Genomic DNA, 24,519 nt, shown 5'->3' with positions numbered 1-24,519 from the left:
GCTTATCGACGTCCCTTCTGTTCCTTGACGTGACCCTTAAAGGTCTTGGTCGGTGCAAACTCGCCGAGCTTGTGGCCAACCATGGACTCGTCCACGAACACCGGCACGTGCTTACGACCGTCGTGGACGGCGAAAGTGTGACCGATGAAATCGGGGAGAATGGTCGAACGGCGCGACCAGGTCTTGATGACCTGCTTGGTGCCTGCCTCGTTCTGAGCATCCACCTTGTTGAGGAGGTGCTCGTCGACGAACGGGCCCTTCTTAAGGCTACGTGGCATGTCTGTTTACCTCCTCTTAGCGCTTCTTCGAGCGACGACGTCGCACGATCATGTTGTTGGAATAGCGGTTCGGGTTGCGGGTGCGGCCTTCCTTCTGGCCCCACGGCGAGACCGGGTGACGACCACCGGAGGTCTTGCCCTCGCCACCACCGTGCGGGTGGTCGACCGGGTTCATAACCACACCACGCACGGTCGGGCGCCAGCCCTTCCAGCGCATACGACCAGCCTTGCCCCAACGGATGTTGATCTGGTCAGCGTTGCCGACCTCACCAACAGTTGCACGGCAGCGGATGTCCACGCGGCGGATTTCGGAAGACGGCATACGCAAAACTGCGTAGTTGCCTTCCTTACCCAGCAGCTGGATGGACGCGCCAGCGGAACGAGCCAGCTTTGCGCCTGCGCCCGGCTTGAGCTCCACAGCGTGGATGGTCGTACCGGTCGGGATGTTGCGCAGCGGCAGGTTGTTGCCAACCTTGATGTCCGCGTTCGGACCAGCCTCGACGATGGTGCCCTGCTTCAGGCCCTTCGGGGCGATGATGTAGCGCTTCTCACCGTCGTAGTAGTGCAGCAGTGCGATGTTCGCGGTGCGGTTCGGGTCGTACTCGATGTGAGCAACCTTTGCCAGCACGCCGTCCTTGTCGGAGCGGCGGAAGTCGATCACACGGTAGCGACGCTTGTGGCCGCCGCCGCGGTGACGAGTGGTGATGTGGCCGTGGGTGTTACGGCCACCCTTCTTCGGGAGCGGGCGCAGCAGCGTCTTTTCCGGGGTCGAACGAGTGATCTCGTCGAACGCGGACACGGAGCTGGCACGGCGACCCGGAGTTGTCGGCTTGTACTTACGAATAGCCATAGTGGTTCCTTTTCTATCGTCTCTTCAGCGAGCCGCGGGTTACGCGGTCGCACCGCCGAAGATGTCGATGGAGTCGCTGCCCTCGCGGAGAGTGACGTAGGCGCGCTTGGTGTCCTTACGCTTACCGAAACCGGTGCGGGAGCGCTTGCGCTTGCCCTCACGGTTGACGGTGTTCACCGAAGCGACGTCGACACCGAAAATCTCTTCCACGGCAATCTTGATCTGGGTCTTGTTCGCGGACGGGGACACGTAGAAGGTGTACGTGTTCTGCTCCATCAGGCCGTAGCTCTTCTCAGAGAGCACCGGGGCGATGATGATGTCGCGCGGGTTAGCGATCTTTGCCATTTACTTCTCCTCCTCCGCAGCGGCGGCAACAGCTGCGCCGCGGTTGATGAAGGTGTGGAGTGCCTCGACCGAGAACACAACGTCATCAGCGTTGAGGACGTCGTAGGTGTTCAGCTGAGCCGGCTCAATGATCTGGACGCCCGGCAGGTTCCTTGCGGAGAGACGGGAATTCTGATCATCACGGCCGATCACCAGCAGGACCGACTTGCGGTCGGTGAGGCGCTCGATGAATGCACGAGCGGACTTCGTCGACGGGGTCTGGCCCGGGACGAGATCCTCCACGATGTGGATGCGCTCGTTCTGCGCACGGTTGGTCAAAGCGCCAGCGAGGGCAGCCTTGATCATCTTCTTCGGGGTGCGCTGTGCGTAGGAACGCGGCTGCGGACCATGCACAATGCCACCACCGGTGTAGTGCGGAGCACGGATCGAACCCTGACGGGCGCGACCGGTGCCCTTCTGGCGGAACGGCTTCTTGCCGCCGCCGGAAACCATGCCGCGGGTCTTCGTTGCGTGGGTACCCTGGCGCTTAGCAGCAAGCTGTGCATTCACAACCTGGTGCATGAGTGCCACGGATACCTCGCGGTCGAAGTACTCGGCCGGCAGGTCGACGGAACCCTTGGTAGCTCCGTCTGCGGTGTGGACGTCAAGCGTCAGCTTCGTCATGCGTGAGCACCGCCCTTCACTGCGGTCTTGACGGTAACAACGGAACCCTTTGCGCCAGGGATGGCGCCCTTGATCAAGATGAGGTTGTTGTCGCCGTCGATGCGTTGAATCTTCAGGTTCTGGGTGGTAACGCGGTTACCGCCCATGCGGCCAGCCATACGGGTGCCCTTGAACACGCGACCCGGGGTCGCGCAGGCGCCGATGGAACCCACACGACGGTGGGCAGCCTGGTTACCGTGGGAAGCACCCTGGCCGGCAAAGCCGTGGCGCTTCATGGCACCGGCGTAGCCGTGGCCCTTGGTGGTGCCTGCGACGTCGACGAAGGTGTCGCCTTCGAAGATCGTTGCATTGAACTCCTGGCCGAGCTCGTAGCCCGAGGTGTCGTCCATGCGGATCTCAGCAACGTAGCGACGCGGGTTGACGCCAGCCTTCTTGAAGTGGCCAGCCTGCGGCTTCTTAGCCTTACGGGGATCGATGTCGCCGTAAGCGATCTGGATGGCGGAGTAGCCATCGGTCTCAGGGGTACGGATCTGGGTGACAACGCACGGCCCAGCCTCGACGACGGTAACCGGGATAACGCGGTTCTCCTCGTCGAAGATCTGGGTCATGCCGAGCTTCTTGCCCAGAATGCCCTTGATCTGGTTGTCAGACATGTGTTAGTTCTCCACTACTTACGTTGGGGATTGCTCTACTGGATGTTCACGTCGACGCTGGCCGGCAGATCAATGCGCATAAGCGCGTCTACCGTCTTCGGCGTCGGGTCGAGAATGTCGATGAGGCGCTTGTGAGTGCGCATCTCGAAGTGCTCGCGAGAATCCTTGTACTTGTGGGGAGAACGAATCACGGCGTACACGTTCTTCTGGGTTGGCAACGGCACCGGGCCGACGACGCGGGCACCCGTACGGGTGACCGTCTCGACGATCTTCTTCGCGGATGCGTCGATCGCCTCGTGATCGTAGGCCTTCAGCCTGATGCGGATCTTCTGTCCCGCCACGCTTACCTCTTCCTCGCATCCCCACGTTCAACTCTCGCTTCGCTCGAAGTTGAACGAAGTGAAACGAGAGAGAAGCGGTGGGGTTTGTAGCTTCTAGTTTCTCTATAACGTTGTCCGGGCTGGGCCCTTGGCTCAACGCCAGTGTCTTTTCTGACTGTCATGACACATCCGGAAGTTGAGACCTGCGCAATAAACGCGCCGACGCTCAGTGCTTCCGCCAAGGCACGTTGTTGGCCGACACGTCATCGTCGACAAGCAATATGCCCGGGTATCAGACACGGAAGGGTGCGTGACCCTCGCGTACTGCCGCTGTTTATTTGCCATGGCCCCTTCACCGGTCTTCCGACTGGAAGGTGTCATGTTTGCCGAGCCACCGGCCGACTTCCGTCAACCCATGTCAAGGCAACCTGCGTATTAAAACACAAGGTTGCCACCAACGCAAGCCCGCTTGACGACGACAACCTGTGTACCCTTGTTCCCATACCGTACGCGTCATCTATATAGGCGCACTCGGAACATGAACATCACAGTTGAAAGGACCGTCATGGCCGACCAGAACGCAAACAACACTGCAAACAACACTGCAAAGAACACCCCAGCAACCACCTCGACCGCAACCGAGACCGAGAAGCAGCGCCCGCGCAACGAAAACCTCGAAACTGAGCACGGCAGCACTGTTATCGACGACAACGTTGTTGGCAAGATCGCCGGCATCGCAGCACGCGAAGTCTCCGGCGTCCACAACCTCGGCGGCGGCGCAGCCCGCATGTGGGGCGCAGTCCGCGAGTCCCTGACCTCCTCCACCAACGTCCAGCAGGGCGTCAACGTGGCAGTCGAGGACGGCCACGCATCCGTCGCAGTTGCCATCATCGCCGAGTACGGTGTCGCCATCCACGAGCTGGCAAACGCCATTCGCGAAAACATCACCGTCGCCATCACCCGCATGACCGGCCTGATCGTCGACCGCGTCGATGTCACCGTCCACGACGTCAACCTGCCGGAGCAGGAGACCGCAGGTGAGAACTACGACGACGGCAACTACCAGGCAGTCAACCAGTCTGTAAACCAGCAGATCCAGTAATCATGGCCAACACCCCCGTTACCCAAGAGGTTGCGGAGGGCGTCCGCGACGCCACACTCGCCGTCAACGGAGTAGCAAAACTCTACGGCGGCCGACTCGGCGAAATCGCAACCTACTTGCCGCACCAACGCATCGAAGGCATCCGATCTGCCTCACGCAACGGCAAAGCGGGCCTCGAAGTCCACTTCACCTTCGACGTCGCCTCAGGACGCAACGTCCACGAGGTCGCCGAAGACGTACGCGCCGCAGCACTGAGCGCTTCGGACGCCGAGTTCGTGGACGTCATCGCCGGCGATGCGCAATAGCAGCAACACGGGCTACGCCCCCGCACCTCACACAACAACCCGAAAAGTGGTTTAACAATGAATCTCTTTGCCAACAAGGCACTGACCGGCGTCATCATCGGCGTCATCGTTGCCTTCTTCGTCACATTCGGTGGCTGGGCCGGCCTACTCTGGCTGCTGCTGTTTACCATCCTCGGCGGCGTAGTAGGCGCCCAACTCGACGGCCGCCTCGACCTAGCCAGCATCATCGGCAACGGAACCGGCCGGAGCAATAGCTGATGGACACTTCCTTCTACCACGTCAGCGAACGCACCATCGAGCGCGTGGCGGAAGTGGCGGCCTCAACAGTGCCGGGATCCCGCAACATCGACGCGAAATTGGCGGGCCTGGCGGGCCGCAGCCTTCCGCGCATCGAGGCACACATCGACCGCACGACGGGCCTTGTCGCCATCGATGCCGAGATTGCCACGTCCTACCCCGCGCCCGTCGCGGCGATTACGGACGCTGTGCGCGCCACCATCATCGCCCACATCCGCACCCTCGCAGGGATGGATGTCTCCCGCGTCAACGTCACCGTTGCTAACGTCGAATCGATCGACGATGGTTCCCGTGTGACCTGGGACGATGTTGCGACCCACGATGCTTTCATCATCCCAGAGCCCATCCAGGTTTCTCCTACCGAGATCACGCACCCCGTGACCAACGAGCGCGAGGAACTGGCGCCGATCGAAGCGCGATCGCTTGTCGACGACATGCGTGCCGTCACCACACCAACTCCCCCAAGCGTACGAACACCGAAGCAGCCCCAACCGGTCACCGTTTCTGGCGTTGACGTGCCCGAGCCACTCGAGCCGTTCGCCCCAGAGACGCCCATGCCCGTGGCTCTGCGCGCCCCGTCGCTGCCAGCGTTGCAGCCCCTCGCCCCGATCGCTGTCAAGGCGTTCGGGCACATGCGGCCGGTTGAGGTGCCGTGGCAGCGACCGTTGCGCGATATCACCGTAGATAGGCAGCCGCTCAAGCCGGTGACAATTCAGCCCAGTGCGCGCCCAACAAGCCCGCGCGGCCCGGCTCCGAAGCCCGTGGTCATCCCCCAGGCCCCACAGCCGAAGCCACTTCAGCAGATCACGATAGAACCGGTGGTGAAGTACTATGACCGAACCAACTAGCGCCCGCCCAGTCGGGCCACACCCCGGCGACGAACCGCTAGGCACCCCTGCATCGCGCTGGATCGCAGTCCTCATCAGCCTGCTCCTCATCGCTTTAGCGGGTGTCGGCGCGCGTGACCTCTGGTACTACACCTACGAGTCGGAATCACCCGAGCAGTCCTGGTTTGGTCGCGCGTTTGAGTTCCTCGGCTCGTTCACCACAGAGATCCCCGCCGTCATCATTGCGTGCCTGCTGGCCTTGGTCGGCCTTGTGCTCATCGTGGTTGCGCTCAAACCCCGCCCGCACCGGTTTGTCCGAGTGAACTCCCCGGTGTCTATCTGGACCCGTCCCGTCGATGTGGCACGAAAGTCCACCAACACGGTTCACAGCGACCTCGGTGGCGAGCAAGTACGCTCCAAGGCGACCCGCAAGTCGGTCAAGGTACAGGTTGTCGACGACGGCTCCGGCCCCGCAATGCAAGAACGCATCACGCGATCGCTCAACAGCGAGCTCAAGAGCCTCGCCGCGCCTCCTGCGGTGTCCGTGAAGGTGTTGCCTAAGGAAACGCCTCAGGCACAAGTCGCCACCACGACGCAGTCGACGCCCGAAGTGTCCGACGTCCGTCCCCCGGAGGTGCACCGATGACCAAAACATTGAGCTTCTTCAACCGTCTGGTCACGTTCCTGCTCGGCCTGTTGATGGTCGTTGTGGCCCTATTCCCCATTGCGGAGTACTGGGAAATCCCGTACCTGAGCGATTTCCTCCGCGACATCGACCGCAGCCGCGTGACGTACCTCGCCTACGAGGACTGGTATACCAAGGCGCTTATCGCCGCCGCTATTGTCCTGGCCGTGTTGGGATTGTGGATCTTGCTTGCAAATCTACGCTCCCGCGCGTTCTCCAACGGCAACATCGTGCCAGCCGATGCCGCGCACGGTGACACGGTAATCAACGTTCAGCGCGTCGCCGAGGCAGCCTGCAACACCATCCAGCGTCTCGACGAAGTCCAACGCGCCGACAGCCGCGTCGCTATGGTCGGCCAACGCCCGACCGTCACGTTCACCGTCACCGCGAACCCGAACTACCCGTTGGAAAGCGCCATCCGCGCTATCGAGGCCGCAGACGACGATTTCCGGCTCGCAAGCCACACCATGGACATCGATACCGTATGGAAGCTGCAATTCGATAGGATCTCCGCCTAAACGCGGCTTCGCGGCTGTCTAGGCTTCCTCCTGAACTTCCAGCGGCAACACCGCGGTAACTCGCCCCAGCACCACCGGCTCCCCGCCGGAGGCTGGGGCGATTGTCATGTCCGCCCCCGCCTCGCATTGAAGAATGCGTGCCCAGGCGAAGGTATCCACGTCAACATCACGACGCGCCTGTACCCAACGACGGATCCGGCTGCCGACCACAGCCCTTGCTCCATCTTCCAGCGCGACCAACCATCGGTTCCCTCCGACGCTATCTTGCAGCAATCCCGCCAGCGAACGACTCTCTCCCGGTGCAAAAAGCTTCAAATGACGGACAATCCCCAGCCGATGTTCCACCCCCTCCACATCAGTTACCACGAGCGGTAACCCCGGACCGGTACGTCGCATCGACGCATACCGCCACACCGACGGCATTCGCCCTGGGTGCGCCGCGCTTCGCACCACCACATTTCCGTCCACCAAGGTAACCTGAAGGTGCGGTTCGACGGTGGTGAAGGTAATGGGGGCGGAGGTGTCGTCGACAAGCGAAGGATGCTCCTGAGAGACCTGCTGAAGAACTGCGAGCGCCTCTGCGTCAGTTGAGTCCCACCCCAGCCCACGATTGCCCAATACCCCAAATAATTGGCCGAGGCTCAAATCTGGTTGCCCCTCCCAAACCTCTTGAAGCGCGGCCAGAATCTTCGGGATACGTGTTGGGTCCTGCACACCTCAGACCATAAACCCCCCTCAGGGCATGCAAAAGGCCGCCCCTCCCAAACGGGAGAGGCGGCCTTGGCGTTTATCCGACGGTTACGTCAGATCGACTCGAATTAGTCGAGGATCTTGGTAACGCGGCCAGCGCCGACGGTGCGGGAGCCCTCGCGGATAGCGAAGCGCAGACCCTCGTCCATAGCGACCGGCTGGATGAGCTCGACGGTCATGTCGACGTTGTCGCCCGGCATAACCATCTCGGTGCCCTCCGGCAGCTTCACAACACCGGTCACGTCGGTGGTGCGGAAGTAGAACTGCGGACGGTAGTTGTCGAAGAACGGGGTGTGACGGCCGCCCTCGTCCTTGGACAGCACGTAGACGGAGCCCTCGAACTTGGTGTGCGGGGTGTAAGCGCCCGGCTTGATGATGACCTGGCCGCGCTCGACGTCCTCGCGCTTCAGACCACGCAGCAGCAGTGCAGCGTTGTCGCCAGCCTCAGCGGTGTCGAGAAGCTTGTTGAACATCTCGATGGAGGTGACGGTGGTCTTCTGGGACTTCTCGCGGATACCGATGATCTCGACCTCGTCGTTGAGGTTGAGGACGCCACGCTCCACACGACCGGTAACCACGGTGCCGCGGCCGGAAATGGTGAAGATGTCCTCGATCGGCATCAGGAACGGCTTGTCGGTCTCGCGCTCCGGATCCGGGATGGAGTCATCGCAAGCCTGCATGAGGTCGACGATGGACTGAACCCACTTCTCATCGCCCTCGAGAGCCTTGAGAGCGGAGATGTGGACGATCGGTGCTTCCTCGTCGTAGTCCTGCTCAGCCAGCAGCTCGCGAACCTCCATCTCGACGAGCTCGATGATCTCTTCGTCGTCGACCATGTCGCACTTGTTCAGTGCAACGAGGATGTACGGAACGCCAACCTGGCGAGCGAGCAGAACGTGCTCACGGGTCTGCGGCATCGGGCCGTCGGTAGCAGCAACCACGAGGATTGCGCCGTCCATCTGAGCAGCGCCGGTAATCATGTTCTTGATGTAGTCGGCGTGGCCCGGGGCGTCGACGTGTGCGTAGTGACGCTTCGGGGTGTTGTACTCCACGTGGGAGATGTTGATGGTAATGCCGCGCTCGCGCTCCTCCGGAGCCTTATCGATCATCGCGTAGTCGAAGGCCTTGTTCTCCTCCGGGTACTGGTCTGCCAGTACCTTGGTGATCGCAGCGGTGGTGGTGGTCTTGCCGTGGTCGACGTGACCAATGGTGCCGATGTTCACGTGCGGCTTAGTGCGCTCGAACTTTTCCTTTGCCACTGATTGTCCTCCTGGACTTCATGGTGGCTACGACCTTCGCAGCCACGTGGTTTGCTTACGCCCAACCGCTACAGCCCAAAACGGATATAGCGACGGGAGCCATTTCACAATGTGCCAGTTACAAGATCCTAGGTTCAAAAAGGCCGTTTTTCAAACTGGCCGATCCGATTCCCCGGACCAACCTAGAGGGTAACGGCCGGCTCAGACAACGCCCGTTGTTGCGTTGCCTCAGCGCGACCGCTACCCCGCTAGGGGTTCTCCCTTTGTACGCCAGCTGCTGGCACGCAGCTGGCGGGAGAAGGCGGCTTAGTTGCCGTTGCGCTTCTCGATGATCTCCTGCGCAACGCTCTGCGGAACCTCAGCGTAGGAGTCGAACACCATGGTGAAGTTCGCACGGCCAGCGGTCGAGGAACGCAGGTCGCCGATGTAGCCGAACATCTCGGACAGCGGCACCTTCGCACGGACGACCTTTGCGCCGGAGCGATCTTCCATGGCGTAGACCTGGCCACGGCGGGAGCTGATGTCACCGTTAACGGTGCCCATGTACTCCTCCGGGGTCACGACCTCAACAGCCATGACCGGCTCAAGCAGAACCGGCTTCGCCTTAGCAACAGCTTCCTTGAGGACCTGGGAGCCAGCGATCTTAAACGCCATTTCCGAAGAGTCGACGTCGTGGTAAGCGCCGTCCTCGAGGGTGGCCTTGATGTTCACCAGCGGGTAGCCAGCGAGGTAGCCGTACTGCATTGCGTCCTGGATACCAGCGTCGACGGACGGGATGTATTCCTTCGGCACGCGACCACCGGTGACGGCGTTCTCGAACTTGTAGGTTGCGGACTCGCCCTCTTCCAGGGTCTCCGGATCCGGGTTGTACGGCTCGATGGTGACGATGACCTTTGCGAACTGGCCCGAACCACCGGTCTGCTTCTTGTGGGTGAAGTCGAGGGACTCGACCTTCTTGCGAATGGTCTCGCGGTAAGCAACCTGCGGGGAACCGATGTTTGCCTCAACCTTGAACTCGCGCTTCATGCGGTCCACCAGCACGTCGAGGTGGAGCTCGCCCATGCCGCCGATGACGGTCTGGCCGGTCTCTTCGTCGAGCTGGACGGTGAAGGTCGGGTCCTCTTCAGCAAGCTTCTGAATAGCGGTACCGAGCTTCTCCTGGTCAGCCTTGGTCTTCGGCTCGATGGCCACCTGGATAACCGGGTCCGGGAAGTCCATGGACTCGAGGATGATCGGGTGATCCGGGTTGCACAGCGTGTCGCCGGTCGTGGTTTCCTTCAGCCCGATAAACGCGTAGATGTTGCCGGCGTCTGCGTGCTCGACCGGGTTCTCCTTGTTCGCGTGCATCTGGAAGAGCTTGCCCACGCGCTCCTTCTTGGACTTCGTGGAGTTGAGCATCTGCTCGCCCGGAATAGCCTGGCCGGAGTAGACGCGCACGTAGGTGAGCTTGCCGAAGAACGGGTGCACGGCGATCTTGAAGGCCAGTGCGGAGAACGGCTCTTCGACGGACGGCTTACGGAAGAGTTCCTCGGAGCCGTCGACGGAGGTGCCACGCACCTCGCCGATGTCCAGCGGGCTCGGCAGGTAGTCAACAACAGCGTCGAGGATCGGCTCGATGCCCTTGTTGCGGTATGCGGTACCGCAGAACACCGGGTAGATCTCGGAGTTCACGGTGAGCTTGCGGATGGCGCCCTTGATTTCCTCGATGGTGAGTTCTTCGCCACCGAAGTACTTCTCCATGAGCTCTTCGTCGGACTCAGCAACGGTCTCGAGAAGCTTCTCGCGGTACTCTTCTGCGAGCTCCTTGAGGTCCTCCGGGATCTCGGTGATCTGAGGCGGCGTGCCGGTCTCGACCTTGCCCGGCCACTGCAGAGCCTTCATCTCGAGCAGATCGACGACGCCGTCGAAGTCGTCCTCAGCGCCGATCGGAATCTGCATTACCAACGGCTTAGCGCCGAGGCGGTCGACAATGGTGCCGACGGTGTAGAAGAAGTCTGCACCCAGCTTGTCCATCTTGTTGACGAAGCAGATACGCGGTACGTCGTACTTCGCAGCCTGACGCCACACCTGCTCGGACTGCGGCTCAACACCTTCCTTGCCGTCGAACACGGCGACAGCACCATCGAGCACGCGCAGGGAGCGCTCCACCTCAACGGTGAAGTCCACGTGACCCGGGGTGTCAATGATGTTGATCTGGTTGTTGTTCCAGAAACAGGTCACAGCTGCGGACGTAATGGTGATGCCGCGCTCTTTCTCCTGATCCATCCAGTCGGTGGTTGCGCCACCGTCGTGGGTTTCGCCGACCTTGCGGTTGATGCCCGTGTAGAACAGGATGCGCTCGGTGGTGGTGGTCTTACCGGCGTCAATGTGGGCCATGATGCCGATGTTGCGGACCTTGTGCAGGTCCTTAAGCACTTCTTGTGCCACGTTTGTTACCCCAACTTAATGTCGTCGACGCGGTGAAGCGTCTTTGTCGGTTAGTTGTCGTTAGTCAATTCTGCCACTTTGTTGCTCAAATGGCAGCGCGAGCTTGTGCTTATCGACGAAAACCCCGAAAACGCGGGCCCCACGAGGGGACACATATGCAGTTTCGGGGTCTGCCGACGATCATCTCGCTTCCAGCTCTTACCAGCGGTAGTGGGCGAAGGCGCGGTTGGCCTCTGCCATCTTGTGGACATCCTCGCGACGCTTCACGGATGCGCCGAGACCGTTGGAAGCATCCAGGATCTCGTTGGCGAGACGCTCGATCATCGAGTTCTCACGACGCTGGCGGGTAAAGGTGACCAGCCAACGCAGGGCGAGAGTGGTGGAGCGCTCCGGCTTGACGTCAACCGGGACCTGGTAGGTTGCGCCACCAACACGGCGGGAGCGAACCTCGAGGTCCGGGCGAACGTTGCCGATAGCCTTTTCCAGGGTGCCCACCGGATCGGTGCCGGTCTTCTCGCGGCAGATCTCGAGTGCGCCGTAGACGATGCGCTCGGCGGTGGACTTCTTGCCGTCCTGCAGGATCTTGTTCACAAGCTGGGTGACCAGCTCGGACTCGTATACCGGATCCTTAACGATGGGACGCTTCGGTGCTTGCTGCTTACGCATTGATTACTGTCCCTTCTTCGCGCCGTAGCGGGAACGTGCCTGCTTACGGTCCTTCACTGCCTGGGTATCGAGGGCGCCACGAACGATCTTGTAGCGCACACCCGGGAGGTCCTTCACACGGCCGCCGCGCACGAGCACCATGGAGTGCTCCTGCAGGTTGTGGCCCTCGCCCGGAATGTAAGCGGAAACCTCGACACCGGAGGTCAGGCGCACACGGGCGACCTTGCGCAGTGCAGAGTTCGGCTTCTTCGGGGTGGTGGTGTACACGCGGGTGCACACGCCGCGGCGCTGCGGAGAGCCCTTCAGCGCAGCAGTAGCCACCTTCGCGCTCTTGGAGTGGCGGCCCTTGCGGACCAGCTGCTGAATAGTAGGCATTCAAGCCCTTTCTGTTCGCGCGTCCCGCTCACACATGGCCATACATGCAAAAATAGGGGCTCTTCTTCCGGGGCCCTGCCGTTTGCATGAACTACCTAGTGAACGAGTCGCATGGAGTTCGTTTAACTTCGCACCGATTCACACGGGCGAAACCTCAGATAATTTACAACACGCCAAGGCATGACGGCAAATCCGTGCTAGCTTTCGTGGCATGAGCGATGCGAACCTCCCCCGTAAGCGACTGAGCAGCGCGGAACGCGACCGTGCCGCCGCCTTCCTTCACGATGCATTCGTCGATGGACAGCTCTCCGTCAACGAGTTCGACGAGCGCTCTCGCATGCTCTACGAGGCAACCTTTGTCGATGAGCTTCCTGCGCTTATCGACGATCTCTCCCCCGTCACCGCCCAACCCCATCCTCCGGCCCAGCGCCCTTCAGGAGTGAGGAACTACGTCACCGGCGAATCCGGCGGCTCCGGCTTCAGCCTTGCAGTCATGGGAGGCAGCGAGCGAGGCGGCGACTGGTTGGTAGCTCCGACGCACACCTCCTTCACCGTGATGGGCGGAAGCTCAATCGATCTGCGCGAGGCGAGGTTGAGTTCTCACGAGACCGAGATCAACGCATTCGCCATCATGGGTGGCATCGAGATCATCGTGCCAGACGATGTCCGAGTCATCGATGCAGGAATTGGAATCATGGGTGGTTTCGGGGTGGAAACCCACTCATCGTGCAGGTTTTCTCTCGCTGAGATTCCCGCCGATGCTCCGGTCATCCATGTTCGCGGGCTCGCACTCATGGGTGGCGTAGGAATCGTGCGCGCAGCCCGTGGTGCTCACATTTAGTATCAGCACAACAAAAAGCCCGGCCTCCCCTCAGCGGGGATGCCGGGCTTTGAAGCAGACCTAGCTAAGCCAGAATGCTGGGGCTGCCTTTAGAGCTCCTCGTAGCCGAACTCTTCCATCGGCACCGAAGCGCCGGTGAATTCGCCGTAGCCTTCGTCGCCGTAGATGGAATCGCCGAAGGTCGGGATGGCGTACGCCGCGGAGCGTGCCGCCTCGGTCGGCTTGACCTGGATGTTGCGGTAGCGGGAGATACCGGTACCAGCCGGGATCAACTTACCGATGATCACGTTCTCCTTCAGGCCGATGAGCTTGTCGGAACGCTTGTTAATCGCAGCGTCCGTGAGCACACGGGTGGTCTCCTGGAAGGACGCGGCCGACAGCCAGGACTCGGTAGCCAGCGATGCCTTGGTGATGCCCATGATCTCGGAGCGCATCTCGGCCGGCTCGCCACCGTCTGCCACAGCAGCGGCGTTGACCTGGCGTGCCTCCGACAGGTCAACGAGCGTGCCCGGAAGGAACTCGGTGGTACCCGAGTCGATCACGGTGCCGCGACGCAGCATCTGGCGGATGATGATCTCGATGTGCTTGTCGTGGATGGACACACCCTGGGTGCGGTACACGGCCTGGACCTCGTCGATAAGGTGCTTCTCCACACCGCGACGGCCGAGAACCTCGAGCACGTCGTGCGGGTCAGCAGCACCGCGAAGCAGGCGCTCGCCCACCTCGACGTGGTCACCCTCGCGCAGGCCACGCTCGATCATGGCGTCCGGGTTGGACTCCATCGGGCGGCGAACCTGGGCCAGGCCCTGGCGCTTGGACAGCTTCTCGTAGACCACCACGTCGGAACCGTCATCCGGGTGGATGGTCAGCGTCCAGAAGTTGCCCTCGTCCTCGAGAGTGATCGTGCCGGCCACGGAAGCGATCGGGGCACGGTTCTTCGGAACGCGGGCCTCGAAGAGCTCCTGGACACGCGGCAGACCACCGGTAATGTCGCCACCGACACCACCCTGGTGGAAAGTACGCATGGTCAGCTGGGTACCCGGCTCACCAATGGACTGTGCAGCCACGATGCCGACGGCTTCGCCGATGTCGACGAGGTGACCGGAGGCCATGGACTTGCCGTAGCACTTCGCGCAGACACCGGTCGGGGTCTGGCAGGTCAGCACGGAGCGAACCTTGACCTCGGTGATGCCGGCGGCCACGAGGTCGTCGATACGCTGCTCGCTCAACTCGGTACCAGCCTCGGCGATGACCTTGCCATCAGCGTCGGTGGCATCCGCAGCCAGAACACGGCCGGAGACAGAGGTCTCGACCAGGTCGTGGCGGTGGAAAACGCCAGCGTTTTCCACGGCAACAGGAACCTTGACGCCCTGACGGGTGCCACAGTCCTCCTCGCGGACGATGACGTCCTGCGCCACGTCCACCAGACGACGGGTGAGGTAGCCCGAGTCAGCGGTACGCAGAGCGGTATCGGCAAGACCCTTACGGGAACCGTGGGAGTTGTTGAAGTACTCCATCACGGACAGGCCTTCGCGGAAAGAGGTCTTGATCGGGCGCGTGATGTACTCACCACGCGAGTTCACGACCATGCCCTTCATGCCGGCCAGGGTCCAGATCTGACGCATGTTACCTGCAGCACCGGACTTCACGATCATCGGAATCGGGTTGTCGTCCGGGTACAGGTCCTCGACGGCCTGACCAACCTTGTTGGTGGCATCCTGCCACAGCTCGACCAGACGGTCGTAACGGTTCTCCTCCGTAAGCGCGCCCTTCTCCCAGAACTTGCGCTCGATGGCCTCGGCTTCCTTCTCGTACTGCTCGAGAACTTCGTTCTTGTTCGGGAGAATCAGCACGTCGGACATGGAGATGGTGACGCCGGAACGGGTGGACCAGTAGAAGCCAGCGTCCTTCATCTTGTCCAGCACCTGAGCGACGGTGATCATCGGGTACTGCTCAACCATGGACTGGATGATGTCGCCGAGCAGCACCTTGCCGCCGCCACCGCCCTTACGGACCATGGCGCCTTCCTGGTACGGGAAGTTAAACGGCATGAGCTCGTTGAACATGATGCGACCAAGGGTGGTCTCCATCATCCACGGCTGACCCTTCGTCCAACCATCCGGGAACTGCTCTGCCTCGATCTCCTCCGTCGGACGCAGGTGATCGATGCGCACCTTGATCGGTGCCTGCAGGCCAAGCACGCCCAGGTCGTAAGCCATGATGGCCTCACGGTAGGACGAGTAGACGCCGCGCTCCGGGCCGTTTTCGTCGGCAGGTGCATATGCGCCCTCGCCGCCGATCTCCTGCGGGCCCTTGAGCATGGTTAGGAAGTACAGGCCGGTCACCATGTCCAGGCGCGGCATTGCCAGCGGCTTGCCGGATGCCGGGGACAGGATGTTGTTGGAGGACAGCATCAGGATGCGGGCCTCAGCCTGCGCCTCTGCGGACAGCGGCAGGTGGACTGCCATCTGGTCACCGTCGAAGTCGGCGTTGAATGCTTCACAGGCCAGCGGGTGCAGCTGAATTGCCTTACCCTCGACCAGCTTCGGCTCGAACGCCTGGATACCCAGACGGTGCAGGGTCGGTGCACGGTTCAGCAGCACTGGGTGCTCGGAAATCGCCTCTTCGAGGACGTCCCACACCTCAGGGCGCTGACGCTCCACCATGCGCTTGGCGGACTTGATGTTCTGCGCGTAGTCATTATCGACGAGGCGCTTCATCACGAACGGCTTAAACAGCTCAAGCGCCATACGCTTCGGCAGACCACACTCGTGCAGCTTCAGCTGCGGGCCGACGATAATCACGGAACGGCCGGAGTAGTCCACACGCTTACCCAGCAGGTTCTGGCGGAAGCGGCCCTGCTTGCCCTTGAGCAGATCAGACAGGGACTTCAGCGGACGGGTGCCCGGGCCGGTGACCGGACGGCCACGACGACCGTTGTCGAACAGGGCGTCAACGGACTCCTGCAGCATGCGCTTCTCGTTGTTCACGATGATCTCTGGTGCACCCAGGTCGATCATGCGCTTCAAACGGTTGTTGCGGTTGATCACGCGGCGGTACAGGTCGTTCAGGTCAGAGGTGGCAAAACGGCCACCGTCGAGCTGGACCATCGGACGCAGCTCCGGCGGGATCACCGGGATGGCGTCGAGGATCATGCCGGCAGGGTCGTTGCCCGAGCGCTGGAACGCAGCGACAACGCGCAGACGTTTCAGGGCGCGGACCTTCTTCTGGCCCTTGCCCTCGGCGATGATGCCGCGCAGCTCCTCGGCCTCGGCGTCGAGGTCGAAGTTGCGGATCAGGGTCTGGATTGCCTCGGCGCCCATGCCGCCGGTGAAGTAATCCTCGTAACGGTCGACGAGTTCCTCGTAGAGGTTTTCGTCGATAATCATCTGCTTCGGAGCGAGCTTCTGGAAGGTGGTCCAGATCTCGTCGAGGCGCTCAACCTCGCGCTCGCCAGCCTCGCGCAGGTGCTGCATTTCCTTATCGGCAGCGTTCTGCACCTTCTTGCGGGCAGCAGCAGTTGCGCCGGAAGCCTCGAGCTCAGCGAGGTCCTCCTCCAACTTCTGCGCACGGTCGGCGATCTCGGAGTTGGTGTCGTCCTCGACATCCTTCTTCTCCATCAACATCTCCGCCTCGAGGGTGGACATGTCGTTGTGTCGAGCCTCGTCATCAACCGAGGTGATGATGTTCGCCGCGAAGTAAATGATGCGCTCAAGATCCTTCGGCGCCAGGTCGAGCAGGTAGCCCAGACGCGACGGCACACCCTTGAAGTACCAGATGTGCGTCACCGGAGCAGCCAGCTCAATGTGGCCCATGCGCTCACGGCGCACCTTGGACTTGGTCACCTCGACGCCGCAGCGCTCGCAGATGATGCCCTTGTAGCGGACACGCTTGTACTTACCGCAGGCACACTCCCAGTCGCGGGTCGGACCGAAGATGCGCTCGCAGAACAGGCCGTCCTTTTCCGGCTTGAGCGTGCGGTAGTTAATGGTTTCAGGCTTCTTCACCTCGCCGTGGGACCAACGGCGAATGTCGTCGGCGGTGGCCAGGCCGATGCGAAGCTCATCGAAGAGGTTTACGTCAAACACGTAAAAATTCCTTTTCTTTTAAGTGGTTGGCTATTGCGTTCGTTTGATCGTCGACAAGCAATTGCTTCACGACGACCACCTGGCGCCTAAGCGGTATCCGCCGCTGCACCCTCATCGCGGGACAGGTTAATGCCGAGCGAGGAGCCAGCCTGATCAAACTCGTCGTCATCGCCGTCGAGCTCCATCGGCGTGCCATCAGTAGAGAGAACCTCCACGTTCAAGCACAGGGACTGCAACTCCTTGAGCAACACCTTGAAAGACTCCGGAATACCCGGATCCGGGATGTTGTCGCCCTTGACAATCGCCTCGTAAACCTTCACACGGCCGACCACGTCATCCGACTTAATGGTCAGCAGCTCCTGCAGCGTGTAGGCAGCGCCGTAAGCCTGCATTGCCCACACCTCCATCTCGCCGAAACGCTGGCCGCCGAACTGAGCCTTACCGCCCAGCGGCTGCTGCGTAATCATCGAGTACGGACCAGTGGAACGAGCGTGAATCTTCTCGTCCACCAGGTGGTGCAGCTTCAGCATGTACATGTAACCGACCGAAATCGGGTACTTGTACGGCTCACCGGAACGGCCGTCGAACAGGACAGTCTTGCCGTCGCCGTCCACCATGACGTCACCGTCGCGGTTCGGCTTGGAGTTCGCAAGCAGGCCAGCGATCTCGTCGTTGGTCGCACCGTCGAACACCGGGGTTGCGGTCAGCGACTCCGGCGGAACGTCATACAGGTGCTCCGGCAGGGTCTCCAGCAACTTGGCGTTCGCCGGATCGTCCGGGTTCACCGTCCAGCCGGCCTTCGCCAGCCAGCCCAAGTGGACCTCGAGCACCTGGCCGATGTTCATACGACGCGGCACACCGTGGGTGTTCAGAATGATGTCCACCGGGGTGCCGTCAGCCATGAACGGCATGTCTTCCTGAGGCAGGATCTTGCCCACGACACCCTTGTTGCCGTGGCGGCCAGCCATCTTGTCGCCGTCCTGGATCTTGCGCTTCTGAGCCACGTACACGCGGATCATCTCGTTGACACCCGGGGACAGATCGTCGTCGTCCTCGCGGGAGAAGCGACGCACAGCAATGACCTTGCCCTGCTCGCCGTGCGGCACCTTCAGAGAGGTGTCGCGGACCTCGCGAGCCTTCTCACCGAAGATGGCGCGCAGCAGACGCTCCTCCGGGGTCAGCTCGGTCTCACCCTTCGGGGTGACCTTACCGACGAGGATGTCGCCGTCACGCACGTCAGCACCGATGCGGATGATGCCGCGCTCGTCCAGATCCTTCAGCACGTCCTCGGACACGTTCGGGATCTCACGAGTGATCTCCTCGGCACCGAGCTTGGTGTCGCGGGCATCAATCTCGTGCTCCTCGATGTGCACGGAGGTGAGGATATCCTCCTCGACCACGCGCTGGTTAAGGATGATGGCGTCCTCGTAGTTGTGGCCTTCCCACGGCATGAACGCAACCAGCAGGTTACGGCCGAGAGCCATCTCGCCGTCCTTGGTGCCCGGGCCGTCAGCGATAACCTGGCCGGCCTCAACACGGTCGCCCGCGCTCACGATCGGAGTCTGGTTGTAGCAGGTGCCCTGGTTGGTGCGCTCGAAGGTGCGCAGCATGTAGGTGTCGCGGCCACCCTCATCATCCATGACGGTGATGTAGTCGCCCGTGACGTTCTCAATCACGCCGGCCTTCTTGGAAATGACGGTATCGCCAGCGTCGTACGCAGCACGCTGCTCCATACCGGTAGCCACGTATGCGGACTCGGCGCGCAGCAGCGGCACAGCCTGCTTCTGCATGTTCGCACCCATGAGGGCACGGTTTGCATCGTCGTGCTCGAGGAACGGAATCATCGCCGTAGCCACGGACACCATCTGACGCGGGGAAATATCCAGGTAGTCAACGCCCTTCGGGCCGACGACGCCGATGTCGCCGTCCTTGAGGCGGACCTCAATACGCTCACCGGTGAGGTTGCCGTCCTTATCCATCGGGGTGGCCGCCTGCGCAATGGCGTAGCGGTCCTCCTCGTCGGCGGTGAGGTAATCAATCTGATCGGTCAGCTTGCCGTCTTCGACCTTCTGGTACGGCGTCTCAATGAAACCGAACGGGTTGACGCGCGCGTACGAGGACAGCGCACCAATCAGACCAATGTTCGGGCCTTCCGGGGTCTCAATCGGGCACATACGGCCGTAGTGCGACGGGTGCACGTCTCGCACCTCGATGCCGGCGCGCTCACGCGACAGACCACCCGGACCAAGCGCAGACAGACGACGCTTGTGGGTCAGGCCAGACAGAGAGTTGTTCTGGTCCATGAACTGCGACAGCTGCGAGGTACCGAAGAACTCGCGGATCGCAGCGGAGACCGGACGCACGTTAATCAGCGACGTCGGGGTAATCGACTCCGCATCCTGGGTGGTCATGCGTTCACGCACGACGCGCTCCATACGGGACAGGCCAACGCGGACCTGGTTCTGGATCAGCTCACCCACGGTGCGCAGACGACGATTACCGAAGTGGTCGATGTCGTCGGTGTTGATCGGGATGATCTCACCGGACGGGGAGGTCATCTCCGACTCACCTGCGTGCAGACGCACCAAGTACTCGAGGGTGGTAGCAATGTCCTCTTCGGTCAGCGTCATCAAACCGTCGTGATCGCCGCCGAGACCAAGCTTGCGGTTGACCTTGTAACGGCCCACGCGAGCCAGGTCGTAACGCTTCGCCTTGAAGAACGAGTTCTCCAGCAGGGACTGCGCAAGGTCACGCGTCGGCTGCTCGCCCGGACGTTGCTTGCGGTAAATCTCCAGCAGAGCCTCGTCGGTGTTGTTCACACCGTCGTTTTCCAGGGTGGACATCATGATCTCGGAGAAGCCGAAGCGCTCCGTGATCTGTTCCGTGGTCCAACCCAGAGCCTTCAGCAGGACGGTAACCGGCTGGCGACGCTTACGGTCAATACGCACACCAACGGTGTCACGCTTGTCCACGTCGAACTCGAGCCAAGCGCCGCGAGACGGGATAACCTTCACGGAGTGCAGCGGGCGCTCCGTGGACTTATCAATCGACTCGTCGAAGTACACGCCTGGGGAGCGCACCAGCTGGGAGACAACGACACGCTCGGTGCCGTTGACAATGAAGGTGCCCTTGTCGGTCATCAGCGGGAAATCGCCAATGAACACGGTCTGGGACTTAATCTCCTGCGTGTCGTTGTTAATGAACTCCGCGGTCACATAGAGCGGCGCGGAGTAGTTGATGTCCTTGTCCTTGCACTCGTCGATCGTGTACTTCACGTCTTCGAAGCGCGGCTCGGACAACGTCAGGCTCATGTTGCCCGAGTAGTCCTCGATCGGGGAGATCTCCTCAAGAATGTCCTCAAGGCCCGAGGTGACGCGTGCATCGTCGCCACGGCTCGCCTGCTCATTCTCACGCCACTCCGACGTACCGACGAGCCACGCGAACGATTCGAGCTGCACATCGAGCAAGCCCGGGACGGTAATGGGCTCGTTAATCTTCGCGAACGAATAACGTTCCGGAGCCCCCGGGATTTCAGCCATATTCATGGTCTGGTCTGAGACTGCCAAGTTGGGTCCTTCCAGCACCTCTGGCGGATGCTCACCGGCCCGCGTCTGGCTTCGCGGTCCAGCGGCATTTCCGCAGGATAAGTTAGCATTTGGTCTGCTTCGGAAGACCCGCCCCCAGAGACAACAAAATCACCTTGTCAAATAGGAAATTCTCATCCGTATGCACAAGGCTTCAATGACGTACTGGAGACGGCTTCCAGCGCAACGAGCAAGCTTATACAAAAGCTAACAAATTGTAAAGGGCCCTATCGGGCACTCAACCCCCCGCGTTACAACCCTCACGCACCCGTGCCGTCTGGTGCCGTTGTCCAAGTTGCTGGAGGGCAGCCTACCACCCCACCCGCGCGACTCGTCAATTGCGACGCGCCGAAACAACCGAACCAATCAGCCCCACCAGGGCCAACACCGCACCGACACCGGTGACAATCCACCACAACAACGGATTGGCCGCCTTCGGCTGCGCCTGACCAACCCGCTGCACAAGTTCCGTGACCTGCGCCTCGTCCATACGTCCGTCATAGGTCAGCACGTTCTGCACGCCGTTACCCTCGGCGTCGGCATAGTAGTCGTCGACACGCTCGTTGATGCCCACAACAACGCCCGTTTGCTCGTCGACAAGCAACTCGCGCTCCGCCGCATGAGTAAAGAACGTACGTTCACCGTCGATCGTGAGCGTGTTACGCGGATCGGCGTAGCGCTGCGCGATATTCGTCGGCGCGACCGTCTGCTGGTAGCGGTTGACGGTGCGTCCGCCGATCTCTTGCGTATCGACGAACCGCGCCACCGCCGAACCACGCAACACCGGATCAAACACGTCCACGTCCGACGCAGGCGCGGGCGACGGGAATTTCAGCCACACACCATTCACCGCCACCTGAGCAGCAGGCATCGCAAAAATTACCTGCGCCTGCGCCGGCGACAACGCCTCACCCGACACCCGATCCAACTCATACGACCACGTCGTCGCAGACACCAAATTCTCAAAATCCCCCGGAGCCTCACCCGCTCGCACCGAATCCCCCACACGAATAGCCGCCCGCTCATCCCCCGAAGGCTCCATCACCTCCAAATGCAACTGACGCGTCACCGGCGCCGACTCCCCCGCACGCATGCCATCCGGATCCGTAATCGTCCACGTCGCATCCCCCAACGCCAACGGCAACCGCTCCCCTGACAACAACACCCGCGGCGCCAACATCCCAGCAACCACCAGCGCAATACCCACACCAGCAACCAACGCGGCCAAGGAACGGGAAAAACGCAGCATGGTCCGAAATCTTAGCGCAGGACAAGCGAAACCCCCGCCAGCCGGTAAACGTACCGGTGGGCGGGGGTGTCGTCGAAAAGCGAAAGGCTCTTACTTGAGGGTGACCTTTGCGCCAGCCTCCTCGAGCTTAGCCTTAGCAGCCTCAGCGTCGTCCTTGGAAGCGCCTTCCAGGATGGCCTTCGGGGTGCCCTCAACCATTTCCTTAGCGTCCTTCAGGCCCAGGCCCGGAACGAGCTCGCGGACAGCCTTAATGACACCGATCTTCTTGTCGCCAGCGTCCTCGAGAACAACGTCGAACTCGTCCTTCTCCTCAGCAGCCGGAGCATCGCCAGCAGCGCCCGGAGCAGCAGCAACTGCAACCGGAGCAGCAGCGGTCACGTCGAAGACCTCCTCGAATTCCTTCAGGAACTCGGAAAGTTCGATGAGGGTCATTTCCTTGAACTGCTCAATGAGCTCGTCCTTGGTGAGCTTAGCCATGATGGCTTCCTTTCTTTAGGTGGGCGTCTGCAGCCCAGATGTAAAAGTTTGCTTACGCGGCTTCCTGCTTGTCCTGCAGCGCAGCGACAAGACGAGCCGTCTTGGAGGCCGGAGCCTGGAACAGGCCGGCAGCCTTTGCCAGAGAACCCTCGAACGCACCAGCGAGCTTCGCAAGGGTGGTCTCGCGGTTGTCCATCTCAGCCAGAGCGTCGATCTGGGAAGCGTCCAGGACGTTACCGTCCATGAAGCCGCCCTTGATCACGAACGCGTCGTGGTCCTTGTTGAACTTCTTCATCACCTTCGCAGCATCAACAGCCGCGTCGCCCTTGATGAACGCAACAGCGGTCGGGCCGGTGAGAAGATCGTCGAGACCCTCAATGCCCTGCTCATTAGCAGCGATCTTGATGAGAGTGTTCTTGGCGACGTGGTACTCGACATCAAAGCCCATATCGCCGCGCAGCTGCTGGAGCTGGCCGACGGTCAGGCCACGGTACTCAGTCAGCACGATGGAGTCCGCCTCAGCGAACTTCTCCTTCAGAGCTGCAAGTTCCGCAACATTCTTCGGGTTTGCCATGACACACGCCTCCTTCCGATACTTCATGTCCTTCAATCCGCCCGGAGCACCAATGAAAAATGCCCCGTGCAGAAGGCACGGGGCAGACGCAAGTCCAGCCTCGTTTCTCCTGCGTGGGTCGATCCCTGGAATGGGATACCTTCGACTCCCTTACGGAAGTGACCGACGGTCTTCGGTGAAACTTGAGCGCGACCCTTACGGATCGCTCAAACTTCGGTTGGGTATCTTAGCGGGTTTCGCCGCGAGGTCAAATTGCCTGTGGATAAGCCATTGCTTTTCGACTGCTTTTCGACGACCCCACGCCCAGTTATCCACAGGCCAGGTGCACTTTCTCTGTTGACGGTTTAGCGTTTTAGGCATGAATTCGTTCGAGGTGTTAGTGCAGGCGATGTCGGCCGCAGCGTTAGAGACGCTGGCCGACTTCGACCTTGATGTTGCGCTCGCCTCGGGCTTCGCTCCGGATCGTGCGCGTGCCTGGTCGCGGCTGCGCGATGTGTACTTCGGGCGCACCAAGTTCACGCGCAAACAAAAGACAGCCAGTTCTTTAGCGCGAGGTTTCTCCCTCGACGAGCTGGCGCTGATCGAGCGACGCATCGCACCGGTCAAGGACGCCTCCCAGCGGTGGGCGCTGCGCCTGGCCTTGCTTGAGGTTGAGGGTGGGTATCGGGCGATTGAGGCTGCAGCCCGCACGTTGGTGCCGGCAGATGAGACACCTGCGGTGGATGCGGCGAAGTTCGGTCCGTCGCGAAACGGCAAACGCACCCTGCACCTAACCTATGACGAGCGGGAGATCTCCGACATGGAACACGCTGGGCGTCTCGGGATTGATCAGGATCGTCCGGCTGCACCCCAGATTGCCGAGAATTTGATTGGGATCTTCTTCGGCGACGGCAAGGTCGCAACCGCAGCGCCACGCCCGACGGTGTTGGTGCCGCTGCCGGATTACGTACGCATCCTGGACGGGACTGGTGATGATGTGCTCTTGGCCATGACTGATGGCACCACCATGACCGGTGCGGAGTTTTTGGCCGCCCAGTTCGCCGATGCGTTGGAAGTAGCGGCGTTTCATCCGCAGGCCGGTGCGGTGAATCTGTACCGCACGCAACGTTTGGCGAATCAGAAGCAGCGCGATTTGGCCAAGTTGGTCTCGCCGGTGTGTGCGTTTCCTGGCTGTCGTCACGGAGCAGACAACTGCGAGTTACACCATGTGGAGGCCTGGCGGCATGGTGGGGAGACCAACATCGCGAATCTGGCGCCGCTATGCAGGTATCACAACCGGGTCAATGATGATGACCCGTGGCGTAAGAAACGGGGCCGGATCGTCATGGTGCGGGGTGCCCCGGTATGGATTTCACCCCGCGGCTACCCGGTGAAAAACACCAACCG

At 61.2% G+C, this 24,519-nt stretch carries 24 protein-coding genes; 8 read left to right on the top strand and 16 right to left on the bottom strand.

Annotation, left to right across the window (positions count from 1 at the left end; genetic code table 11):
* Nucleotides 1-2: 2 nt before the first annotated feature.
* The 6 genes from rpsS to rpsJ are packed head-to-tail and all read right to left on the bottom strand — an operon-like array spanning nucleotide 3 to nucleotide 3,130.
* Nucleotides 3-278, bottom strand: a complete 276-nt coding sequence (gene rpsS, locus HMPREF2785_RS03510; RefSeq protein ID WP_018017481.1) for a 30S ribosomal protein S19 — start codon at nucleotides 276-278, stop codon at nucleotides 3-5.
* Between the two features lie 16 nt (nucleotides 279-294).
* The gene (gene rplB, locus HMPREF2785_RS03505) at nucleotides 295-1,128 is read right to left on the bottom strand and encodes a 50S ribosomal protein L2 (RefSeq protein WP_070422715.1); all 834 of its coding nucleotides are present in this window, start codon (nucleotides 1,126-1,128) and stop codon (nucleotides 295-297) included.
* A 39-nt stretch (nucleotides 1,129-1,167) separates the two neighbouring features.
* Entirely contained in the window at nucleotides 1,168-1,473 is a 306-nt protein-coding gene (rplW, locus tag HMPREF2785_RS03500; RefSeq protein WP_070422714.1) for a 50S ribosomal protein L23, read from the bottom strand.
* Nucleotides 1,474-2,136: a 50S ribosomal protein L4 gene (gene rplD, locus HMPREF2785_RS03495; RefSeq protein WP_070450615.1), complete on the bottom strand. Its 663-nt coding sequence runs from the start codon at nucleotides 2,134-2,136 to the stop codon at nucleotides 1,474-1,476. It lies immediately after the preceding gene.
* The gene (gene rplC / locus HMPREF2785_RS03490) at nucleotides 2,133-2,789 is read right to left on the bottom strand and encodes a 50S ribosomal protein L3 (protein WP_070422712.1); all 657 of its coding nucleotides are present in this window, start codon (nucleotides 2,787-2,789) and stop codon (nucleotides 2,133-2,135) included. Before rplC ends, rplD begins: the two co-directional genes overlap by 4 nt.
* Nucleotides 2,790-2,824: 35 nt before the next feature.
* Nucleotides 2,825-3,130: a 30S ribosomal protein S10 gene (gene rpsJ, locus HMPREF2785_RS03485; protein ID WP_034997227.1), complete on the bottom strand. Its 306-nt coding sequence runs from the start codon at nucleotides 3,128-3,130 to the stop codon at nucleotides 2,825-2,827.
* Between the two features lie 544 nt (nucleotides 3,131-3,674).
* On the opposite strand from rpsJ, the gene HMPREF2785_RS03480 reads away from it, so the two are divergent.
* From HMPREF2785_RS03480 to HMPREF2785_RS03455, 6 genes are read left to right on the top strand one after another with little or no spacing between them, the layout of a single operon-like run.
* Entirely contained in the window at nucleotides 3,675-4,211 is a 537-nt protein-coding gene (locus HMPREF2785_RS03480) for an Asp23/Gls24 family envelope stress response protein (RefSeq protein ID WP_070614265.1), read from the top strand.
* A gap of 2 nt (nucleotides 4,212-4,213) precedes the next feature.
* Nucleotides 4,214-4,516, top strand: coding sequence for a hypothetical protein (locus HMPREF2785_RS03475; RefSeq protein WP_070614264.1), 303 nt, complete (start codon nucleotides 4,214-4,216; stop codon nucleotides 4,514-4,516).
* A gap of 57 nt (nucleotides 4,517-4,573) precedes the next feature.
* Nucleotides 4,574-4,774, top strand: coding sequence for a hypothetical protein (locus tag HMPREF2785_RS03470; RefSeq protein WP_070422710.1), 201 nt, complete (start codon nucleotides 4,574-4,576; stop codon nucleotides 4,772-4,774).
* Nucleotides 4,774-5,661 carry an Asp23/Gls24 family envelope stress response protein gene (locus tag HMPREF2785_RS03465; RefSeq protein ID WP_070614263.1) on the top strand — a complete coding sequence of 296 codons (888 nt, stop codon included), beginning with the start codon at nucleotides 4,774-4,776 and terminating at the stop codon, nucleotides 5,659-5,661. Before HMPREF2785_RS03470 ends, HMPREF2785_RS03465 begins: the two co-directional genes overlap by 1 nt.
* Nucleotides 5,645-6,286 (top strand): Asp23/Gls24 family envelope stress response protein, encoded by a 642-nt coding sequence (locus HMPREF2785_RS03460; RefSeq protein WP_070450621.1) that lies wholly within the window; start codon nucleotides 5,645-5,647, stop codon nucleotides 6,284-6,286. Before HMPREF2785_RS03465 ends, HMPREF2785_RS03460 begins: the two co-directional genes overlap by 17 nt.
* Nucleotides 6,283-6,843, top strand: a complete 561-nt coding sequence (locus HMPREF2785_RS03455) for a hypothetical protein (protein ID WP_070422707.1) — start codon at nucleotides 6,283-6,285, stop codon at nucleotides 6,841-6,843. Before HMPREF2785_RS03460 ends, HMPREF2785_RS03455 begins: the two co-directional genes overlap by 4 nt.
* Nucleotides 6,844-6,861: 18 nt before the next feature.
* Here HMPREF2785_RS03455 and HMPREF2785_RS03450 read toward each other — a convergent pair whose 3' ends face one another.
* From HMPREF2785_RS03450 to rpsL, 5 genes are all read right to left on the bottom strand, one after another.
* The gene (locus HMPREF2785_RS03450) at nucleotides 6,862-7,557 is read right to left on the bottom strand and encodes a hypothetical protein (protein ID WP_070614262.1); all 696 of its coding nucleotides are present in this window, start codon (nucleotides 7,555-7,557) and stop codon (nucleotides 6,862-6,864) included.
* A gap of 104 nt (nucleotides 7,558-7,661) precedes the next feature.
* Nucleotides 7,662-8,852 (bottom strand): elongation factor Tu, encoded by a 1,191-nt coding sequence (tuf, locus tag HMPREF2785_RS03445; RefSeq protein WP_070422705.1) that lies wholly within the window; start codon nucleotides 8,850-8,852, stop codon nucleotides 7,662-7,664.
* 306 nt (nucleotides 8,853-9,158) lie between these two features.
* Nucleotides 9,159-11,279 (bottom strand): elongation factor G, encoded by a 2,121-nt coding sequence (gene fusA / locus HMPREF2785_RS03440; protein ID WP_070422704.1) that lies wholly within the window; start codon nucleotides 11,277-11,279, stop codon nucleotides 9,159-9,161.
* Between the two features lie 198 nt (nucleotides 11,280-11,477).
* The gene (rpsG, locus tag HMPREF2785_RS03435; protein WP_070422703.1) at nucleotides 11,478-11,945 is read right to left on the bottom strand and encodes a 30S ribosomal protein S7; all 468 of its coding nucleotides are present in this window, start codon (nucleotides 11,943-11,945) and stop codon (nucleotides 11,478-11,480) included.
* A 3-nt stretch (nucleotides 11,946-11,948) separates the two neighbouring features.
* Nucleotides 11,949-12,320 carry a 30S ribosomal protein S12 gene (gene rpsL / locus HMPREF2785_RS03430; RefSeq protein WP_070422702.1) on the bottom strand — a complete coding sequence of 124 codons (372 nt, stop codon included), beginning with the start codon at nucleotides 12,318-12,320 and terminating at the stop codon, nucleotides 11,949-11,951.
* Nucleotides 12,321-12,531: 211 nt separating this feature from the next.
* On the opposite strand from rpsL, the gene HMPREF2785_RS03425 reads away from it, so the two are divergent.
* Nucleotides 12,532-13,161, top strand: coding sequence for a DUF1707 SHOCT-like domain-containing protein (locus HMPREF2785_RS03425; RefSeq protein WP_070614261.1), 630 nt, complete (start codon nucleotides 12,532-12,534; stop codon nucleotides 13,159-13,161).
* 89 nt (nucleotides 13,162-13,250) lie between these two features.
* Here the strand turns inward: HMPREF2785_RS03425 and HMPREF2785_RS03420 are convergent, their stop codons facing one another.
* The 5 genes from HMPREF2785_RS03420 to rplJ all read right to left on the bottom strand — a co-directional run bounded on the left by HMPREF2785_RS03420 (nucleotide 13,251) and on the right by rplJ (nucleotide 23,133).
* Nucleotides 13,251-17,249 (bottom strand): DNA-directed RNA polymerase subunit beta', encoded by a 3,999-nt coding sequence (locus HMPREF2785_RS03420; protein WP_070422700.1) that lies wholly within the window; start codon nucleotides 17,247-17,249, stop codon nucleotides 13,251-13,253.
* Between the two features lie 86 nt (nucleotides 17,250-17,335).
* Nucleotides 17,336-20,833, bottom strand: coding sequence for a DNA-directed RNA polymerase subunit beta (locus HMPREF2785_RS03415; protein ID WP_070614260.1), 3,498 nt, complete (start codon nucleotides 20,831-20,833; stop codon nucleotides 17,336-17,338).
* A 334-nt stretch (nucleotides 20,834-21,167) separates the two neighbouring features.
* Entirely contained in the window at nucleotides 21,168-22,082 is a 915-nt protein-coding gene (locus HMPREF2785_RS03410; RefSeq protein ID WP_070422698.1) for a cell envelope lipid trafficking protein PgfA, read from the bottom strand.
* Nucleotides 22,083-22,172: 90 nt separating this feature from the next.
* Nucleotides 22,173-22,559, bottom strand: coding sequence for a 50S ribosomal protein L7/L12 (gene rplL / locus HMPREF2785_RS03405; protein WP_070422697.1), 387 nt, complete (start codon nucleotides 22,557-22,559; stop codon nucleotides 22,173-22,175).
* A gap of 52 nt (nucleotides 22,560-22,611) precedes the next feature.
* The gene (gene rplJ, locus HMPREF2785_RS03400; protein WP_070422696.1) at nucleotides 22,612-23,133 is read right to left on the bottom strand and encodes a 50S ribosomal protein L10; all 522 of its coding nucleotides are present in this window, start codon (nucleotides 23,131-23,133) and stop codon (nucleotides 22,612-22,614) included.
* Nucleotides 23,134-23,491: 358 nt separating this feature from the next.
* Here rplJ and HMPREF2785_RS03395 point away from each other — a divergent pair.
* Nucleotides 23,492-24,519 (top strand): HNH endonuclease signature motif containing protein (locus HMPREF2785_RS03395; RefSeq protein ID WP_070614259.1); only part of this gene is annotated, 1,028 nt, incomplete at its 3' end.

The organism is Corynebacterium sp. HMSC067D03 (assembly GCF_001811185.1).
GTDB lineage: Bacteria > Actinomycetota > Actinomycetes > Mycobacteriales > Mycobacteriaceae > Corynebacterium > Corynebacterium coyleae.
The sequence above is the reverse complement of the archived record's forward strand: the minus strand, read 5'-3'. Positions and strand labels throughout refer to the sequence as shown.

Coding starts and splice junctions, on each gene's coding strand:
- rplW (WP_070422714.1), bottom strand. CDS start 1,473: ATGGCAAAGATCGCTAACCCGCGCGACATCATCATCGCCCCGGTGCTC.
- rpsS (WP_018017481.1), bottom strand. CDS start 278: ATGCCACGTAGCCTTAAGAAGGGCCCGTTCGTCGACGAGCACCTCCTC.
- rpsL (WP_070422702.1), bottom strand. CDS start 12,320: ATGCCTACTATTCAGCAGCTGGTCCGCAAGGGCCGCCACTCCAAGAGC.
- rplL (WP_070422697.1), bottom strand. CDS start 22,559: ATGGCTAAGCTCACCAAGGACGAGCTCATTGAGCAGTTCAAGGAAATG.
- HMPREF2785_RS03470 (WP_070422710.1), top strand. CDS start 4,574: ATGAATCTCTTTGCCAACAAGGCACTGACCGGCGTCATCATCGGCGTC.
- rplC (WP_070422712.1), bottom strand. CDS start 2,789: ATGTCTGACAACCAGATCAAGGGCATTCTGGGCAAGAAGCTCGGCATG.
- HMPREF2785_RS03425 (WP_070614261.1), top strand. CDS start 12,532: ATGAGCGATGCGAACCTCCCCCGTAAGCGACTGAGCAGCGCGGAACGC.
- rplD (WP_070450615.1), bottom strand. CDS start 2,136: ATGACGAAGCTGACGCTTGACGTCCACACCGCAGACGGAGCTACCAAG.
- HMPREF2785_RS03480 (WP_070614265.1), top strand. CDS start 3,675: ATGGCCGACCAGAACGCAAACAACACTGCAAACAACACTGCAAAGAAC.
- rplJ (WP_070422696.1), bottom strand. CDS start 23,133: ATGGCAAACCCGAAGAATGTTGCGGAACTTGCAGCTCTGAAGGAGAAG.
- HMPREF2785_RS03465 (WP_070614263.1), top strand. CDS start 4,774: ATGGACACTTCCTTCTACCACGTCAGCGAACGCACCATCGAGCGCGTG.
- HMPREF2785_RS03410 (WP_070422698.1), bottom strand. CDS start 22,082: ATGCTGCGTTTTTCCCGTTCCTTGGCCGCGTTGGTTGCTGGTGTGGGT.
- rpsG (WP_070422703.1), bottom strand. CDS start 11,945: ATGCGTAAGCAGCAAGCACCGAAGCGTCCCATCGTTAAGGATCCGGTA.
- HMPREF2785_RS03460 (WP_070450621.1), top strand. CDS start 5,645: ATGACCGAACCAACTAGCGCCCGCCCAGTCGGGCCACACCCCGGCGAC.
- HMPREF2785_RS03455 (WP_070422707.1), top strand. CDS start 6,283: ATGACCAAAACATTGAGCTTCTTCAACCGTCTGGTCACGTTCCTGCTC.
- rplB (WP_070422715.1), bottom strand. CDS start 1,128: ATGGCTATTCGTAAGTACAAGCCGACAACTCCGGGTCGCCGTGCCAGC.
- HMPREF2785_RS03475 (WP_070614264.1), top strand. CDS start 4,214: ATGGCCAACACCCCCGTTACCCAAGAGGTTGCGGAGGGCGTCCGCGAC.